At 67.7% G+C, this 15,671-nt stretch carries 19 protein-coding genes; 3 read left to right on the plus strand and 16 right to left on the minus strand.

Annotated features, from left to right (window positions below):
• Window positions 1-249 precede the first annotated feature (249 nt).
• The 3 genes from O1Q03_RS04555 to O1Q03_RS04565 are packed head-to-tail and all read left to right on the plus strand — an operon-like array spanning window position 250 to window position 2,099.
• Window positions 250-447: a hypothetical protein gene (locus O1Q03_RS04555; protein ID WP_269501845.1), complete on the plus strand. Its 198-nt coding sequence runs from the start codon at window positions 250-252 to the stop codon at window positions 445-447.
• On the plus strand, window positions 444-1,841 hold the full coding sequence (gene dbpA, locus O1Q03_RS04560; RefSeq protein ID WP_269501846.1) for an ATP-dependent RNA helicase DbpA: 1,398 nt from the start codon (window positions 444-446) through the stop codon (window positions 1,839-1,841). Before O1Q03_RS04555 ends, dbpA begins: the two co-directional genes overlap by 4 nt.
• A gap of 18 nt (window positions 1,842-1,859) precedes the next feature.
• Window positions 1,860-2,099, plus strand: a complete 240-nt coding sequence (locus O1Q03_RS04565) for a hypothetical protein (RefSeq protein ID WP_269501847.1) — start codon at window positions 1,860-1,862, stop codon at window positions 2,097-2,099.
• Between the two features lie 70 nt (window positions 2,100-2,169).
• Here the strand turns inward: O1Q03_RS04565 and O1Q03_RS04570 are convergent, their stop codons facing one another.
• The 16 genes from O1Q03_RS04570 to O1Q03_RS04645 form a co-directional block, all read right to left on the minus strand.
• Complete coding sequence (locus O1Q03_RS04570; RefSeq protein ID WP_269501848.1) at window positions 2,170-3,072, minus strand: SphA family protein; 903 nt, start codon at window positions 3,070-3,072, stop codon at window positions 2,170-2,172.
• Between the two features lie 66 nt (window positions 3,073-3,138).
• A complete protein-coding gene (locus O1Q03_RS04575) occupies window positions 3,139-3,960 on the minus strand; it encodes an alpha/beta fold hydrolase (protein WP_269501849.1) in 822 nt (273 codons plus the stop codon).
• A gap of 37 nt (window positions 3,961-3,997) precedes the next feature.
• Window positions 3,998-4,189, minus strand: a complete 192-nt coding sequence (locus O1Q03_RS04580; protein WP_269501850.1) for a 2-hydroxymuconate tautomerase — start codon at window positions 4,187-4,189, stop codon at window positions 3,998-4,000.
• Between the two features lie 19 nt (window positions 4,190-4,208).
• Window positions 4,209-4,997, minus strand: coding sequence for a 2-oxo-3-hexenedioate decarboxylase (gene dmpH / locus O1Q03_RS04585; protein ID WP_269501851.1), 789 nt, complete (start codon window positions 4,995-4,997; stop codon window positions 4,209-4,211).
• On the minus strand, window positions 4,994-6,040 hold the full coding sequence (dmpG, locus tag O1Q03_RS04590) for a 4-hydroxy-2-oxovalerate aldolase (RefSeq protein WP_269501852.1): 1,047 nt from the start codon (window positions 6,038-6,040) through the stop codon (window positions 4,994-4,996). Before dmpG ends, dmpH begins: the two co-directional genes overlap by 4 nt.
• Window positions 6,041-6,084: 44 nt before the next feature.
• Window positions 6,085-7,008, minus strand: coding sequence for an acetaldehyde dehydrogenase (acetylating) (locus O1Q03_RS04595; protein WP_269501853.1), 924 nt, complete (start codon window positions 7,006-7,008; stop codon window positions 6,085-6,087).
• A 38-nt stretch (window positions 7,009-7,046) separates the two neighbouring features.
• Window positions 7,047-7,829, minus strand: a complete 783-nt coding sequence (gene dmpE, locus O1Q03_RS04600) for a 2-oxopent-4-enoate hydratase (RefSeq protein WP_269501854.1) — start codon at window positions 7,827-7,829, stop codon at window positions 7,047-7,049.
• A gap of 28 nt (window positions 7,830-7,857) precedes the next feature.
• A complete protein-coding gene (locus O1Q03_RS04605) occupies window positions 7,858-9,369 on the minus strand; it encodes a 2-hydroxymuconic semialdehyde dehydrogenase (RefSeq protein ID WP_269501855.1) in 1,512 nt (503 codons plus the stop codon).
• A 73-nt stretch (window positions 9,370-9,442) separates the two neighbouring features.
• Complete coding sequence (locus O1Q03_RS04610; RefSeq protein WP_269501856.1) at window positions 9,443-9,892, minus strand: GlcG/HbpS family heme-binding protein; 450 nt, start codon at window positions 9,890-9,892, stop codon at window positions 9,443-9,445.
• Window positions 9,893-9,913: 21 nt separating this feature from the next.
• Entirely contained in the window at window positions 9,914-10,858 is a 945-nt protein-coding gene (locus tag O1Q03_RS04615) for a catechol 2,3-dioxygenase (protein ID WP_269501857.1), read from the minus strand.
• A gap of 17 nt (window positions 10,859-10,875) precedes the next feature.
• Window positions 10,876-11,232, minus strand: coding sequence for a 2Fe-2S iron-sulfur cluster-binding protein (locus O1Q03_RS04620; protein WP_174925138.1), 357 nt, complete (start codon window positions 11,230-11,232; stop codon window positions 10,876-10,878).
• A 1-nt stretch (window position 11,233) separates the two neighbouring features.
• Window positions 11,234-12,298: an NADH:ubiquinone reductase (Na(+)-transporting) subunit F gene (locus O1Q03_RS04625; RefSeq protein ID WP_269501858.1), complete on the minus strand. Its 1,065-nt coding sequence runs from the start codon at window positions 12,296-12,298 to the stop codon at window positions 11,234-11,236.
• Between the two features lie 25 nt (window positions 12,299-12,323).
• Window positions 12,324-12,680 (minus strand): phenol hydroxylase subunit P4, encoded by a 357-nt coding sequence (locus tag O1Q03_RS04630; RefSeq protein ID WP_269501859.1) that lies wholly within the window; start codon window positions 12,678-12,680, stop codon window positions 12,324-12,326.
• A 95-nt stretch (window positions 12,681-12,775) separates the two neighbouring features.
• Window positions 12,776-14,326: an aromatic/alkene/methane monooxygenase hydroxylase/oxygenase subunit alpha gene (locus tag O1Q03_RS04635; protein ID WP_269501860.1), complete on the minus strand. Its 1,551-nt coding sequence runs from the start codon at window positions 14,324-14,326 to the stop codon at window positions 12,776-12,778.
• Between the two features lie 37 nt (window positions 14,327-14,363).
• The gene (locus O1Q03_RS04640; RefSeq protein ID WP_269501861.1) at window positions 14,364-14,633 is read right to left on the minus strand and encodes an MmoB/DmpM family protein; all 270 of its coding nucleotides are present in this window, start codon (window positions 14,631-14,633) and stop codon (window positions 14,364-14,366) included.
• Window positions 14,634-14,669: 36 nt separating this feature from the next.
• On the minus strand, window positions 14,670-15,665 hold the full coding sequence (locus tag O1Q03_RS04645; protein WP_269501862.1) for a phenol hydroxylase: 996 nt from the start codon (window positions 15,663-15,665) through the stop codon (window positions 14,670-14,672).
• Between the last annotated feature and the right edge of the window lie 6 nt (window positions 15,666-15,671).

Below are 15,671 nucleotides of genomic sequence, written 5' to 3' on the forward strand. Positions count from 1 at the left end.
ACCGCTGTTATGCCGCCCGACACGGCCGCCCTCCCGGGCGGCCGTTTTTCGTGGCGCGCGCCGGGCGGAAGCACCGGCTTCCGCTAGAATTGCGGCACGCGCGACCCCGTCGCCGCCCGATCCATCATCCGCATCGATACAACCCGAGCCACCGCCGGTGCGGCCCGCGCGCCAGGCCGCGCGGGCGCCGCCCGCCGTTGCCGCGCCCGCCGGGGCGCGTCACCAACCGAATTCAGCTGGAGAAAGACCGTGTTTACCTGCCGAAACCAGAGCTGCGGCACGCAGTGGGAGCAGTCCGACGTCGTCATCAAGGACGAAGGCCAGGGGCTGCTGTTCCGCTGCCCGCTGTGCGGCGCCCGCAACTATCTCGAACGCTTCGAAGACGACGAAGGCAACGTCGTCTACGAGCAGATGGAAGGCCGCCCCTACCTCGGAGACGTCTCTTGAGCCAACCGACCGCCACGCCGTTCAGCGCGCTGCCGCTGACGCCCGCCGCGCTCGCGAACCTCGCGCAGCTCGGCTATGTCGACATGACGCCGATCCAGGCCGCGAGCCTGCCGATCGCGCTGGCCGGCCATGACCTGATCGCCCAGGCGAAGACGGGCAGCGGCAAGACCGCCGCGTTCTCGCTCGCGCTGCTCGCGCGCCTCGACACGCGCCGCTTCGACGTGCAGGCGATGATCCTGTGCCCGACCCGCGAGCTCGCCGACCAGGTCGCGCAGGAAGTGCGCCGCCTCGCGCGCGCCGAGGAAAACGTGAAGGTGCTCACGCTGTGCGGCGGCACGCCGATGCGTCCGCAGGCGCAGAGCCTCGAGCACGGCGCGCATATCGTCGTCGGCACGCCCGGCCGGATCATGGATCACCTCGACCGCGGCAACCTGAAGCTCGACGCGCTGAACACGCTGGTGCTCGACGAAGCCGACCGGATGCTCGACATGGGCTTCTTCGACGACATCGCGAAGGTCGCGCGGATGTGCCCGGCGACGCGCCAGACGCTGCTGTTCTCGGCCACCTATCCGGACGGCATCGCGAAGCTGAGCCAGCAGTTCCTGCGCAATCCGAAGGAAGTGAAGCTCGAGGAGCGTCACGACAACAGCAAGATCCGTCAGCGCTTCTACGAAGTGACGGAAACCGAGCGGCTGCATGCGGTCGGCCAGTTGCTGAACCACTACCGTCCGGTCAGCACGATCGCGTTCTGCAACACCAAGCAGCAGTGCCGCGACCTGCTCGACGTGCTGCACGCGCAGGGCTTCCACGCGCTCGCGCTGCACGGCGAGCTCGACCAGCGCGAGCGCGATCAGGTGCTGATCCAGTTCGCGAACCGCAGCTGCTCGGTGCTGGTCGCGACCGACGTCGCCGCGCGCGGGCTCGACATCGCGCAGCTCGAAGCGGTGATCAACGTCGACGTGACGCCCGACCCGGAAGTGCACGTGCACCGCATCGGCCGCACCGGCCGCGCGGATCAGGAAGGCTGGGCGCTGAGCCTCGCAAGCATGGACGAGATGGGCCGCGTCGGCGCGATCGAGCAGGCGCAGAAGCGCGAGGTCGAATGGCATCCGCTCGCGGAACTGAAGCCGGCCGGCGAAGGCACGCTGCTGCCGCCGATGGAAACGCTGCAGATTCTCGGTGGACGCAAGGACAAGATCCGCCCCGGCGACGTGCTGGGCGCGCTCACCGGCGACGCCGGCTTCGACGGCAAGCAGATCGGCAAGATCAACGTGACCGAGTTCTCGACCTACGTCGCGATCGAGCGCGGCGTCGCGCACGACGCGCTGCGCAAGCTCAATGCGGGGAAGATCAAGGGCAAGCGCGTCAAGGTCCGGTTGATGGACGAAGAGTGATGCACCGATGCCGGCGCCGTGCCGCTCATGCGGCGCGCGCCGAGCATCGCCAGATACTGCTGTACCGCGCCCCATTCCCCGCTCCGGCTGAGCGCGACCAGTTCGGAGCGCGGCACGCTGCCCGCGCCGCCGTCGGTCAGCACGTCGCTCGCCGCCGCGCAGGATGCATATGCGGCACTCGGCGCAGGCCAGCACGCCGCGATCAACCATGCGAACGCGCTGCCGCTGTTCCCGCGCGTCGCAGCACTCGCGCGGTAACGCACGCGGCCGTGCGGCGTGACGTGCCGCGCCGGCGGCGTCACGCGCGATAGCCGCTTGCGCCGGCGCGTCAGAACGGAATGACGGCCTTCGCCCACACGGCCTCGCCGGCCGGCCGGTTGCGCACGAACAACTCCTTCACGACGCGTGCTTCCACGCTGACCTTGCTGAATTGATAACGAAACCCGGGACCGATCGCGAATACCTGCCCGCGAAAACCGTCGCCGCCGACCGCCTGCCCGTTCTGCATGTCGTCGGTCGTCTGCTTGACGAAGTATCCCGACAGGCCGACCCGCGCGCTCGGCGTGACCGCATAGCTCGCCGAGTAGTCGACGTGGAACAGGTTCCCCGAGTGGTAGTGCGTGTCGTTGTTCGGCGAGTTGAAGCTGTACGTGATCTTCGCGGACACCTCGACCTTGTCGCTCGGCAACCACGACACGCCGAATACCGGCCGCGCGGTGTAGTAGTGCTTGCCGGTGTTCAGCGCCGCATGCATGTCGTACTGGCCGGTCGGGAACACGAACTCGATCGCCGCGACGGTGCGCAGCGCGCCAGACCCCCATGCGATCAACGCGGGGCTCACGATCAGGTCGCCGAGATTGGTGCGGTCGAACGATGCGCCGCCCGCATCCAGCGCCAGATGCTCCATCGGCAGCACCGCATACGCGCCGAAACGCCCGCCGAGCACCGACAGGTTCGACATCCAGACGACGCGCGGAATCAGCACGTCGGCATCGAGCTTGAAGCCGGGCACCGCGCTGTTGCCGTGGGAATCGTTGAAGTGCGACGCATGGTAATGCGTGTAGTACAGCAACGCGTAGAGCCCGGCCGGCGGCAGCGCGCCGGCGAAGAACGCCTCCGCGCCCTCGCCGATCGTATCGCCGCCGCCTTCCGTCGCCCGTGCGCCCGTGCTCAGCGCCATGCCCGCGCACGCGGCGAGCGAGACCAGTCCGAATGCAGTCTTTCGTTTCATCGATGTCTCCAATATTCGTTCTACTGAATGGTATTTTTATGTCCGACCTATCGCGCAGCCGTTCGCCTACTCGTTGAAGTGATCGATCACGAGCCGGTTGAAGCGCGCCGCGTGCTCGATCTGCGTCCAGTGCCCGCAGCGGCCGAACACGTGCAGCTGCGCGTTCGGCAGTAACTCCAGCAACCGCGTCGAGCTGTCGAGCGGAATCACGCGATCCTCGCGGCCGTGGACGATCAGCGTGTCGTGCGGCAGCGCGCGCAGCTTCGCCTCGTCGCTCGCGAGCGCATCGACCCAGCGCTGACGCGGCGCCGGGAACATGTTCGCGAACGCCTCCTGGTAGCCGGGCCGCACGCTCGCGTCGTAGCGCAGCTTCGCGAGTTCGTCGTTCACGAGCGTGCGATCGAACGCGAAGATGTCAAGCAGACCGCGCATGTTCGCGATCGACGGCGTATAGCCCCACACGGCGTCGAGCCCTTCGGTCAGCGTGAAGCGCGTGCCCGCCGCGCCCATCAGCACGAGCCGGCCGACCCGCTCGGGTGCGCGGATCGCCAGCGCGAGCGCGAGTGCGCCGCCGAACGAATTGCCGATCACGTGCGCGCGCTCGACGCCGAGCGCATCGAGCAGGCCGAGCGCGTGATCGACCCAGTTGTCCATCGAATACGTGTATCCGCGCGGCCGTTCGGTTTCGCCGAACCCGGCCATGTCGAGCGCGATCACGCGAAACTGCGCGGCGAGCGCGGGCATCGTGAGCCGCCAGTTCGCGTACGCCGTGACGCCCGGGCCGGAGCCGTGGATCAGCAGCACGGGCGGCCCGTCGCCGACGTCGTGATAGTGGGTGTCGAGGCCGGCCGCGACGATCCGGCGGCCGATTTCAGGGTTGCTTGACATGTCGCTCCTCCAGTCGGTTTCCGTCGCGTACGCTGCGTCAGCGTCCGCGCTTTTTCGCACTCTGCCCGCCGATCCCGAAATGCCCTTTCGGCATCTCGGTGATGATCACGCGCACCGATTCGATCGGTGCGTCGAGCGAGCGATGGATGGCTTCGGTGACCTCGGCGATCAGGCGTTCCTTCTTGTCGTCGTCGCGGCCTTCGAGGATGTACAGATGCGCTATCGGCACGATGGCCTCCTTGTTTCGTTCAGGTGAAGCGCAGGCCGACCGACCCGATGTCCTGCACGCGCAGCGTCACGTTGTCGCCGGCCGCGACGGCCACCGCCTCCGTGATGCCGCCCGACAGGATCAGGCTGCCTGCTGGAATCGATTCGCCGCGCGCACCCAGGTGGTTCGCGAGCATCGCGATCGCGGCGGCCGGATGGCCGAGCACCGCCGCGCCGGCGCCGAACGCGACCGGCTGCCCGTTCTTCTCGAGCACGATGCCGAGCGTGCGCAGGTCGACGCCCTCCACCGGCAGCGGGCGGCCGCCCGCGACGAAACGCGCGGCCGACGTGTTGTCGGCCACCACGCTCTTCAGGTCGAACTTGAAGTCGCGATAACGGCTGTCGATCACCTCGATCCCGGCGACGACGAAGTCGGTCGCGGCGAGCACCGCGCCGACATGGCAGCCCGGCCCCTTCAGCTCGGCCTTCGTCACGAATGCGATCTCGGGCTCCACCTTCGGATGAATCAGCGCGGACGTGTCGCACTCGCCGCCGTCGGGCAGGTCGTAGACGTCGGTCAGGAAGCCGAAGACGGGCGTGTCGACGCCCATCTGCCGCATCTTCGCGTGCGACGTCAGGCCGGCCTTGTAGCCGACGATGCGCGCGCCGCGCGCAAGCTGCCGGCGGCGAATCGCATCCTGCACCGCGTATGCGTCGTCCCAGTCCATCTCCGGATGACGGTCGGTGATCTTCGGCGTGTCGCGCGCCTCGCGCATGCAGTCGTCGAGATGCGCGGCCAGCGACTCGATCGTGTCGATCGACAGATTCATGCGGCCTCCCGCTTCGCTTGTGCGGCGCGCGCCTTCGCGAGCGTCAGCGCGGTGTCCTCGATCATGTCCTCCTGCCCGCCGACCATCCCGCGCCGGCCGAGCTCGACGAGGATGTCGCGCGCCGGGATCCCGTACTTCTCGCCGGCCCGCTTCGCGAACAGCAGGAACGACCCGTAGACGCCGGCATAGCCGAGCGTCAGCGCGTCGCGGTCGATGCGGATCGGGAAATCCATCATCGGCACGACGAGATCCTCGGCGACGTCCTGGATCTTCCACACGTCGACGCCGGTCTCGATGCCCATCCGCTCGCACACGGCGACGAACACTTCGAGCGGCGTGTTGCCCGCGCCGGCGCCGAGCCCAGCGGCCGCGCCGTCGATCCGGTTCGCGCCGGCCTCGATCGCGGCGATCGAGTTCGCGACGCCCATCGCGAGGTTGTGGTGGCCGTGAAAGCCCAGCTCCGTGTCGGGCTGCAGCGCGTCGCGCACCGCACCGACGCGCGCCTTCACGTCGTCGGGCAGCATGTAGCCGGCCGAATCGGTGATGTAGATGCAGTTCGCGCCGTACGACTCCATCAGCTTCGCCTGCTTCACGAGCCCTTCCGCGCTGTTCATGTGGCTCATCATCAGGAAGCCGACGGTGTCCATGTCGAGCTTGCGCGCCATCGCGATGTGCTGCTCCGACACGTCGGCCTCGGTACAGTGCGTCGCGACGCGGATCGTGTGCACGCCGAGCGCATGCGCTTCCTTCAGGTGATCGACGGTGCCGATGCCCGGCAGCAGCAGCGCGGATACCTTCGCGCGCTCGAGCAGCGGGATCACCGCGGCGAGATAGTCGGCGTCGCTGTGCGCGGGAAAGCCGTAGTTGACCGACGAGCCGCCGAGGCCGTCGCCGTGCGTGACCTCGATCAGCGGCACGCCGGCCGCGTCGAGCCCGGTCGCGATCGAGCGCATCTGGTCGAGCGTCATCTGGTGACGCTTCGGGTGCATGCCGTCACGCAGCGTCATGTCGTGGACGGTGATGCGTTTGCCTTTGAGATTCATAGCCGTTCCTTTTCGTGCGGTCGTGGAGTTCGCGTCGGCGGGCATCAGGCCGCTGCCTGCGCGGCCGATGCCAGCGTGAGGCGCCCGGCCAGCAGTTCCTCGGCGAACATTTCGGCGGTGCGCGCGGCAGCGGCCGTCATGATGTCGAGGTTGCCCGCGTATTTCGGCAGGTAGTCGCCGAGGCCTTCGACCTCCAGATAGACGGACACGCGCTTGCCGTCGAACACCGGCCCGTTGACGAGCCGGTAACCCGGCACGTAACGCTGCACGTCGGCGATCATCGCGTGCACCGATTCGACGATGCGCGCTTCGTCGGGCGCGCTTTCCGTCAGGCAGTGCACGGTGTCGCGCATGATCAGCGGCGGGTCGGCCGGGTTGATCACGATGATCGCCTTGCCCTCCTTCGCACCGCCGACCTGCGCGACGGCCGCCGCCGTCGTGCGCGTGAATTCGTCGATGTTCTTGCGGGTGCCGGGGCCGACGGAGCGCGACGAAACGGTCGCGACGATCTCGCCGTACGCGACCGGCTGCACGCGCGAGATCGCGCGCACCATCGGGATCGTCGCCTGGCCGCCGCAGGTGACCATGTTGACGTTCATCTCGCCGGAGCCGATGTGGTCCTTCAGATTCACGGGCGGCACGCAGTACGGGCCGATCGCGGCCGGCGTCAGGTCGATCATCAGCACGCCGAGCGCGTTCAGCTTGCGGCTGTTCTCCGCGTGCACGTACGCGCTCGTCGCATCGAACGCGATCTGCACGCCGTCGGCCTGCACGTGCGGCAGCAGGCCGTCGACGCCGTCCGCGGTGGTCTTCAGGCCGAGTTCGCGCGCACGCTTGAGGCCATCCGAATCGGGATCGATGCCGACCATCCACACGGGTTCGAGCACGGGGCTGCGCATCAGTTTGGCGAGCAGGTCGGTGCCGATGTTGCCGGGGCCGATCAGCGCGCAACGGATCTTTCGGGTCATGGGGAATTCCTCGTCTGACTGAAATTGGGAACGGACGCTCACGCGAACCGCACCGAACACGCGCCGATCCCGCCGATCGACACGCGGAAGTTGTCGCCGGGGCCGACCGGCGCCATCGCGGCAAGCGCGCCGGACAGGATCACTTCGCCGGCCTTCAGCGGAATGCCGAGCCGGCCGAGCGTATTGGCGAGCCACGCGACGGCATTCACCGGCGAGCCGAGCGCGGCCGCGCCGGCGCCGGTGCCGATCACGTCGCCGTTCTTCTCGAGCACCATCCCGCAGGTCGACAGATCGACGCTGCGCGTGCTCACCGCGCGGTCGCCGAGCACGAACACGCCGCACGATGCGTTGTCGGCCACCGTGTCGCCGATGCGGATCTTCCAGTCGCGAATGCGCGAATCGACGATCTCGAAGCACGGCATCACGCATTCGGTCGCCGCCAGCACCATCGCGTTCGTCACGCCCGGGCCGAGCAGGTCGCGCTTCAGCACGAACGCAATCTCGCCTTCGGCCTTCGGCTGGATCAGCGTGTCGAGCGCGATGCACTCGCCTTCGCCAACCACCATGCCCGAAAGCAGGTAGCCGAAGTCGGGCTGGTACACGCCGAGCATGTCCATCACCGCCTTCGACGTGACGCCGATCTTCTTGCCGACAATCGTCTCGCCGGCATCGACGCGGCGCTGCACGAAGCGCTGCTGGATCCGGTACGCGTCGTCGACCGACAGGCCTTCGTGTTGCGACGTCAGCGGCGCGACGGGCGTGCGCGACGTCATCGCGTCGTACAGCCGGTCGCCCAGCGTGGTAATCAACGTGGAGTCCATAGGATTGTTCCGGTCGGTAGCTGATGGGTCAGAGCTTCACGCAGACGTTGCGCAACTCCGTGTAGAACTCGAGCGAATGCACGCCGCCTTCGCGGCCGATGCCGGATTGCTTCGCGCCGCCGAATGCGGTTCGCAGGTCGCGCAGGAACCACGCATTGACCCACGCGATGCCGACGTCGATCGACGCCGCGACGCGGTGCGCGCGCGACAGGTTGCTGGTCCAGATCGCGGTCGACAGCCCGTACGCATTCGCGTTCGCGCGGCCGATCGCTTCGGTTTCCGAATCGAACGGCATCACGAGCGTGCACGGTCCGAAGATCTCGTCGCGCGCGATCGGCGAATCGTCGCCGAGGCCGGTCCAGATGGTCGGCTGCACCCACGCGCCGTCGCGCAGGTCGTCCGGCATGTCGGGCACGCCGCCGCCCGTCACGACCGTCGCGCCGAGTTCGACGGCCCGGCGGTAATACGACAGCACCTTGTCGCGATGCTCGTGGCTGATCAGCGGCCCGAGGCCGGTCGACTCCGCTTCCGGGCGGCCGGGCCGCAGCCGTTCGGCGCCGGCCTTCAGCGCGGCGACGAAGCGCTCGAACAGCGGACGCTCGACGTACACGCGCTCGGTGCCGAGACACACCTGCCCCGTGTTCGCGAAGCACGAGCGCAACGTGCCTTCGACGGCCGCGTCGAAATCGCAGTCGGCGAACACGATCGCCGCGTTCTTGCCGCCCATCTCGAGGCTGACGGGTCGCGCGCCGTCGGCCGCCGCCTTCATGATGGCCGCGCCGGTGCGCGTCTCGCCGGTGAACGTGATCGCGTTCACACCCGGGTGGGTGGTCAGGAATTCGCCGGCCGAGCCCGGACCGAAGCCGTGCACGACGTTGTAGACGCCGCGCGGCACGCCCGCCGCGTTCATCACTTCGCCGAGCAGCGCAGCCGTTTGCGGCGTCTCCTCCGACGGCTTCACGACCACCGTGTTGCCGCACGCGAGCGCCGGCCCGACCTTCCACGTCATCAGCAGCAGCGGCAGGTTCCACGGGCAGATCACGCCGACCACGCCGACCGGGCGACGGATCGCATAGTTGAGCGCGCCGGCGCCGTCCGGCGTCGCCATTTCGAACGTTTCGCCGGGGACGTTCTTCACGACGTCGGCGAACACCTTGAAGTTCGCGGCGCCGCGCGGGATGTCGATATGGCTCGCGAGGCTCACCGGCTTGCCGGTGTCGGCCACTTCCGCTTCGAGAAAATCGTCGAAGCGGCGCGTGATGCCGTCCGCCACCGCATAGAGGATCTCGACGCGCTGCGCGACGTTCAGGCCGCCCCAGGGCCCGGCCAGCGCCGCGCGCGCCGCCTGCACCGCGGCGTCGACATCGGCGCGGCTCGCTTCGGCCACGCGCGCGATCACCGCGTTGTCGAGCGGAGAGCGCTTGTCGAACCAGCGTTCGCCGGCGCGATAGTCGCCGTCGATGAAGTTGCGGACACGCCGCGGTTCCGGCTGCCCGCCGGCGGGGCCGCGTGTCGCGGCGAGGGTATCGGTGTCGTACATGATGTGTGTGCCGATGGTCGTGGATCCGTGATCCGGTGGGTTCGTGAAGCGTTCGCGTTCCGTGTGCCGCGCGTCAGGTGCCGGTCAAGCCGGCCGCGTCGAGCCCCGCGTGCGCGCATTGCTCGTCCTGCGCGTCGCTGCCGCCCGATACGCCGATGCCGCCGATCAACGCGCCGCCGTCGACGATCGGCAGCCCGCCGCCGAACGCGACGAAGCGCGCGCGCAGCACGAGGCCCTGCCGCACCGCGTCCGAGTGCGTCGCGAGCGCGTCGTGCCATGCGCCGGTCGGCAAGCCGAAGCTCGCGGCCGTGTACGCCTTGTCGATCGCGATGTCGATCGAATGCAGCGGCGCGCCTGGCATTCGCACGAATGCCGCGAGCAGGCCGGCCGCATCGACGACCGCGACGTTCACGCGCACGCCGAGCCGCGTGGCCGCCTTGGCCGCCGCGTGCGCCGCGCGCGACGCGGCGGGCCAGTCGATGGTGCGCACGTCGACGCTCCGGTTCGTATCGATTCGTTGCATGGCGTCGTGCTCCTTGCGCGATCAGGTGTAGACGGTCGTGAACGCTTCGTTCAGCTCGCCGGAGTGGAAGAAGATCCCGCGCCCGAGCTCTTCCTCCGTCCACGTCGTGACCGGGCGATCGGGCTGCGCGAGGTAGCCGAGCCCCGCGAACGTCTCGTTGCGGTTGCCGCTCGGATCGAAGAAGTAGATGGTGGTGCCGCGCGTGATGCCGTGCCGCGTCGGCGCGACGTCGATCTTCACCTTGTTCTTCGCCATCACGTCCGCCGACTTCAGCACGTCGGCCCAGTCGTCGAGGAAGAACGCGATGTGATGCAGGCCGTTGCGCGGGCCGCCGACGAACGCGATGTCGTGCGGCGTCGTGCTGCGGAACATCCAGGTCGCGGCCTGGATCGTGTTGCCCGGGCCGACCATCACCTGCTCGGCCAGATGGAAGTCGAGACACTCGGCCATGAAGCGCGTGTTCTCCTCGACGCGGTTCACGCCGGCCTCCGGGTTCAGCTCGCACATCAGCAGGCAGTGGTCGAGCCAGTGCACGGCCGAGCCCGGAATGTCGTCGGGCCACGGATCGGGGTTCAGCGAGCCGACCGCGGTGCCCACCAGCTCCTTGTTCGCGAACAGCCGCAGCTCATGGCCGCTCGGCAGCAGGAACCGCAGTTGACGGCCGACCGCCGGCAGCGCGCCTTCGGGCAGCATCTCGGTCGCGATCCCGTACGCTTCGATGCGCTGCCGCAGCGCGTCCAGATCGGCGTCGTGCTCGACCTTGTATGCGGCGTGCCTGAGCCCCGCCTGATCGGACGGCGACAGGATCAGCGAATACTTGTCCCATTCGTCCCAGCATTTCAGGTAGACGTTGCCCGCCGCGTCGCGCATCGTTTCCTGCATGCCGAGCACGCGCACGTAGTGACGCAGCGCCGCTTCCATGTCCATCACCTTCAGACTGACATGACCAATACGCATCACACCCATGGTGAGTCTCCTCCTGGTTACTTGTTGATGGCCGTCGTGCCCGCACACGCCGTGCCGCAGAAGAACGGCTTCTTCAGCCGGCCGGCGACTTCGAGTTCGACGTCGCCGTCCGGCACGACGCGGCACGCGAGCGCATAGCCGTCGTGCTCTTCTTCCGCGCTCACATGGGCGCGGCTGACCGGCCCGAGCTTGCGCACCGCACCGCGCAGCACGCGCACCTTGCACACGCCGCACCCGCCGTTCAGGCAGCCGACCGGAATGCCGCGCCGGCCGAGCTTCGCCATGCCGGCCAGCAACGACTCGCCGGACACGCACGCATAGCGCTCGTCGGTCTGCGCGATCGTGACCGTCCCGCATACGCGGCCCGCGTCCATGTCACACCCGCCGGAACAGCGGGCTGCGCGTCTGTTGCGCGTCGGCCGCCGAAATGAACTTCTCGTGATAGATGTCGCGCTCGAACAGGCGCCCCTGCATCAGCGTCGTGATGCACGCGTCGATCATCGCGGGCGGCCCGCACAGGTACGCCTGGTGCCCGGAGAAGTCGCCGTCGAAATGCGCGCTCGCGACGTCGTGCACGAACCCTTGCGCGACGTCGCCGCCCGCCTCCGGCGCGCCTTCCGACAGCGCGGGCACGTATGTGAAGTTCGGATGGCGTTCGGCCAGCGCGCGGAATTCGTCGTGGTAGTAGAGTTCCTGCGCGTTGCGCTGTCCGTAGACCAGCGTGATCGGCGCGGTGACGCCGGTTGCGAGCAGATCCGCGATCATCGAGCGCGGGCTCGACAGCCCCGACCCGCCGGCCATGAAGATCATCGGCCGCGCGGCCGAGCGGCGCACGAAGAAGCGGCCGTACGGGCCCGACAGCCGCACGCGGTCGCCCGTCTTCAGCTGCTCGTGCAGATAGCCCGTGCCGAGCCCGCCCGGCACCTGCCGCACGTTCAGCTCGATCTCGCCGGTGGCGGCGACGTCGGCCGGCGCGTTCGCGATCGAGAACGCGCGGCTCTGCCCGAGGCCGGGAATCTCGAGCTGCACGTACTGGCCCGCCTGGAAGTGGATCGGCTGCGACAGCTTCAGCCGGATCGACTTGATGGTCGGCGTGAGTGCTTCGATGCGCGTGACGTCGGCCGCGAAGTCCTTGACCGGGATGATTTCCGCATCCGGCTCCTCGTCGACGTCGGCCTCGATCACGGTGTCGGCCTGCAGCGTCGCGCAGCACGCGAGCGCCTTGCCTTCCTCGCGCTCGAAATCCATCAGCGCGAACGGATTCGCGTCGCCGAGATCGGTTTCGCCGTCGAGCACGGCGACCTTGCAGGTGCCGCACAGCCCGTGACAGCACGCGTGCGGAATGTAGATGCCCTGGCGCAGCGCGGCATCGAGCATCGTCTGTCCTTCCTCGACCTCGATCGTGACGCCCAGCGGCTCGATGGTAAGTTGGTGGCTCATGATGGTTCGCTCGTCCGCATGGCGGTCAGAAGCTCGCGCCGCCGAGGCCGTCGAGGCCCGGCGTGCGGAAGCTGATCAGGTCCTTGTGCCCGAGGCCGTTGCCGGCCAGGGTCTGCGCCGGGTCCGGCGTCCATGCCTCGCCCGAACGGAACCACTCGACGCGATCCCAGTCGATCTTCGCGAAGTCGGGGTGATAGCCGTAGGCGGGCGGCAGCACGTCGCTGGCCAGCGCGCCGAACGGCATGTCGGGCGGCAGCGGCAGGCAGAACGGCGCCGGGAACATCAGGTGGTTTTCCCAGCACACGTACAGCAGCGGCGCCGGAAACTTCTCGACGGCATCCTTCACCGGGAAGTCGTAGGGTTTGAGCGCGATGACGGCCATGTTCGTCTCCTGTCGGCCCGCGTTCGCGCAGCGGCGCTTCGCGGGCCCTCGTCAAGATTGCTTGTCGGTTGCGGTCGATTGCGGTCGGTTGCGGGTCAGTTGCTCGTGGTCTGGCCGCGCCAGGCCGCGAAGTTCTTCTGGTCTTCCGAGCCGTCGAAATCGAGGTTGTCGCGGCCCATCGTCACCGCGTAGTAGTCGAGCACCGCGGCGAGCGGATCGAAGCCTTCCGCGCCCGGGTCCGCATCGGGCGGGAAGCAGTTGCCCTGATGGATCTGGTGCACCGGCAGCCACGCCTGCACGTATTTCTGCGGCTCGTGATCGAAGATCTCCTTGCAGTGATCGCTGCAGAAATGGAACTTGTTGCCGAGGTAGTTCGATTCGCGCGCGCAAATCTTCGTCGGGTTGCCAGGCTCGGTGAACAGCATCGGGATCTGGCACGTCTGGCACAGCATCGGCAGCGTCTTCATGTAGAAGCGGTTGCCGGCCTTCGCCTGCTCGCCCCAGTGATCGAAGCGCGGGCGGTAGTAGCGATCGAACGAGTCGGGGTACTTCGCCGCCAGCCAGCCCATCTCGTCTTCGGTCGGCACCCAGGTGTGAAACGCCGAGGCCGCGTTGAAGCCGTAGAACGTCGACCACGCCTGGTGGCTGATGTGATCCTTGCCTTCGCAGGCGTCCTGCCAGCCCTTCGGCTCGCGAATGCCGTAGCGCGCGAGATCCTTGAACAGCGCGCCGCCGTTCTGCTCCGCGTACATCTCCCACGATTCGCGCCAGCTCATCACGCGCTTGGGCTGCATGTAGTCCATCATCATCGCGACCAGCGTCAGCAGCCGGTAGCCGCGCCAGAACCACTTGTCGATCCAGCGCTGCACGATCGGCACGTTGTCCGGATCCTGTTCGAGCAGGAACTTGATGCATTCGATGCCGAGCGTCATGTGGCGCGATTCGTCCGATTGCGCGGAGAAGCCGAACGTGACGGTCGACATGTCGCCGTTGTACGCGGCGCCCGACATGAACGGCACGAACAGCAGGTTCGTCAGTACGTATTCGAACGAGAAGCTGACCGCGGTCAGGAACTCGAACGGCCCCGACGAATACGCGTCCTCGAAGAACGACTTCGGCACCGACAGGTACCAGACGCGATCGAACCAGTGGTTCGAGTGATGGAACCCGTTGAAGAACTTGTTGTACGTCGACATCGCGTGCGTTTCGGTCTGGTAGTGCCGCAGCTCGTCGATCGACTGCATCTGGCACGCGATGCGCGCGCCTTCGCCGGTGAAGTGCCGGCCGACGTGCGCGAAGCCGCGGTGCGCGAGGTATTCGAGCGGCGTCACGCCCTGGATGAACAGCTTCAGCGCGTTGATGTAGCGGGCGTCGCTCACGCCGAGGAACGCGTTGTTCTGCGTGAACGCGTCGATCACCGCGTACAGCTTCTTCTCCTTCTCGCCCTGGTACTTCCAGTACGCATCCATCGTCAGGCGGAACGGGTCGACCCATTTGTCCCAGTCGTGGATCTTGATGCCCTCGTAACGGTCGTACGGGAAGACCTTGTCCATCGGCTGGTAGGTCGTCTCCCAGCCGAGGCCGCGCGTCATTGCCGCGTAGCGGTCCTTCAGGCCGAGTTTCTTCTTGAGCGTTGGCGTGTCCATGCGTGTCTCCGGTGTTGTCGGTGCGCGTTGCGCGGCGTTAGTGCGACCAGCTCAGCGTGAACTCGTCGTCGTCCTCGTCGATGTGGCCGGACAGCGTGATCAGGCTGACCTGGAGCTGCTGCAGGTCGAAGCGCGTTCCGGTCAGTTCCTCGATCGTTTCGCGGCGGATCGTCAGCCGGTCCGGCGCGTCGATCTTGACCATGCCGGGCGACTCGACCACCACCGCGCGCGGGTTGTCGGCGACGATCGCGTTCACGATCTGTCTGGAATCCTCATTGGCCTGAAAGGCGATGAATACGTTGGACATGCTGGCTTTCCTTGGGTTAGGGGAGGATTCCGGTCGTCAGAGTGCGATGCCGAGCTTGGCGACGCGTGCGTCGAACTGCTCGCGCACTTCGTCGAGCGCGGCCCGGCCGGCGTCCTGCAGCGCGCGTGCCGCGACCGGCGCCAGCGCCGCATCGGCGCGCGCCGACCAATCTCGGGTCCACCTGGCGAGCAGCGCGCGGTTGTCGTCGGATTCGGCGGCCATCGTCTTCACGACCGCGTCGATCCAGCGGCTCGACTCGGCATGCCATTCGGGCATGAACGCGGTCAGCATCGCGACCGCCGAGCCGCCTTCGAGCGCGATCCGTTCGTCGACGAAGCGGTCGTAGACGAGCGGATACAGCAGGCCGTCGAGCGCGAGGTTCTGCGCGACGAACAGCTCGACCGGATCGGTCACGACCAGCGTGTCCTCGACGTAGCGGCGCAGCGGCTGCCACGCGGCGTCGTGGGTCCAGGTCGCCTTGGCCGCATCGAGCACGTCGGGCTCGGCCATCGCGAGCGCGACGCGCGTCAGGTACTGCGCGACGCCGAGGTTGTCCATCGCATGAAACATCGCGGGCGCCGTGAACGCGGTGCCGTAGCCGAGCGCGCAGATCTGCGCGTTGTTCATGTTCGCGCCCCACGCGACGTGGCGCAGCGGCACCAGCACGTCCAGCGCCCGCGCGGCCACGTCGTCGCGCATCAGGCCGATCATCCGGCGCGATTCGACGAACTCGAAGTTCGACTCCATCGCGTCCTGCTGGCGCGCCCGCGCGGTCGCCCACGATGCGTAGTAGAACTGGCGCGGATCCTTCAGCGTGTACCAGTTCGCCATCCTGATCGCCGAGCGCGACGGATCGAAGATCTCGTAGTCCGGATCCCAGGTCGGCCGGTAATGGAAGTTCGCCTGGGGCTGCGCGCCCATCATGCCTTCCTGGTAGCGCGTCGCCGTCTTGTCGCCGCCGATGTTCTGCGCGACATGCGCGAAGGTGTGCCGGAGCGGCTTGATGTCGACTGTCTTCAGCTCGATGGTCACTTCTTG

The organism is Burkholderia sp. IMCC1007 (assembly GCF_027257875.1).
Taxonomy (GTDB): domain Bacteria; phylum Pseudomonadota; class Gammaproteobacteria; order Burkholderiales; family Burkholderiaceae; genus Burkholderia.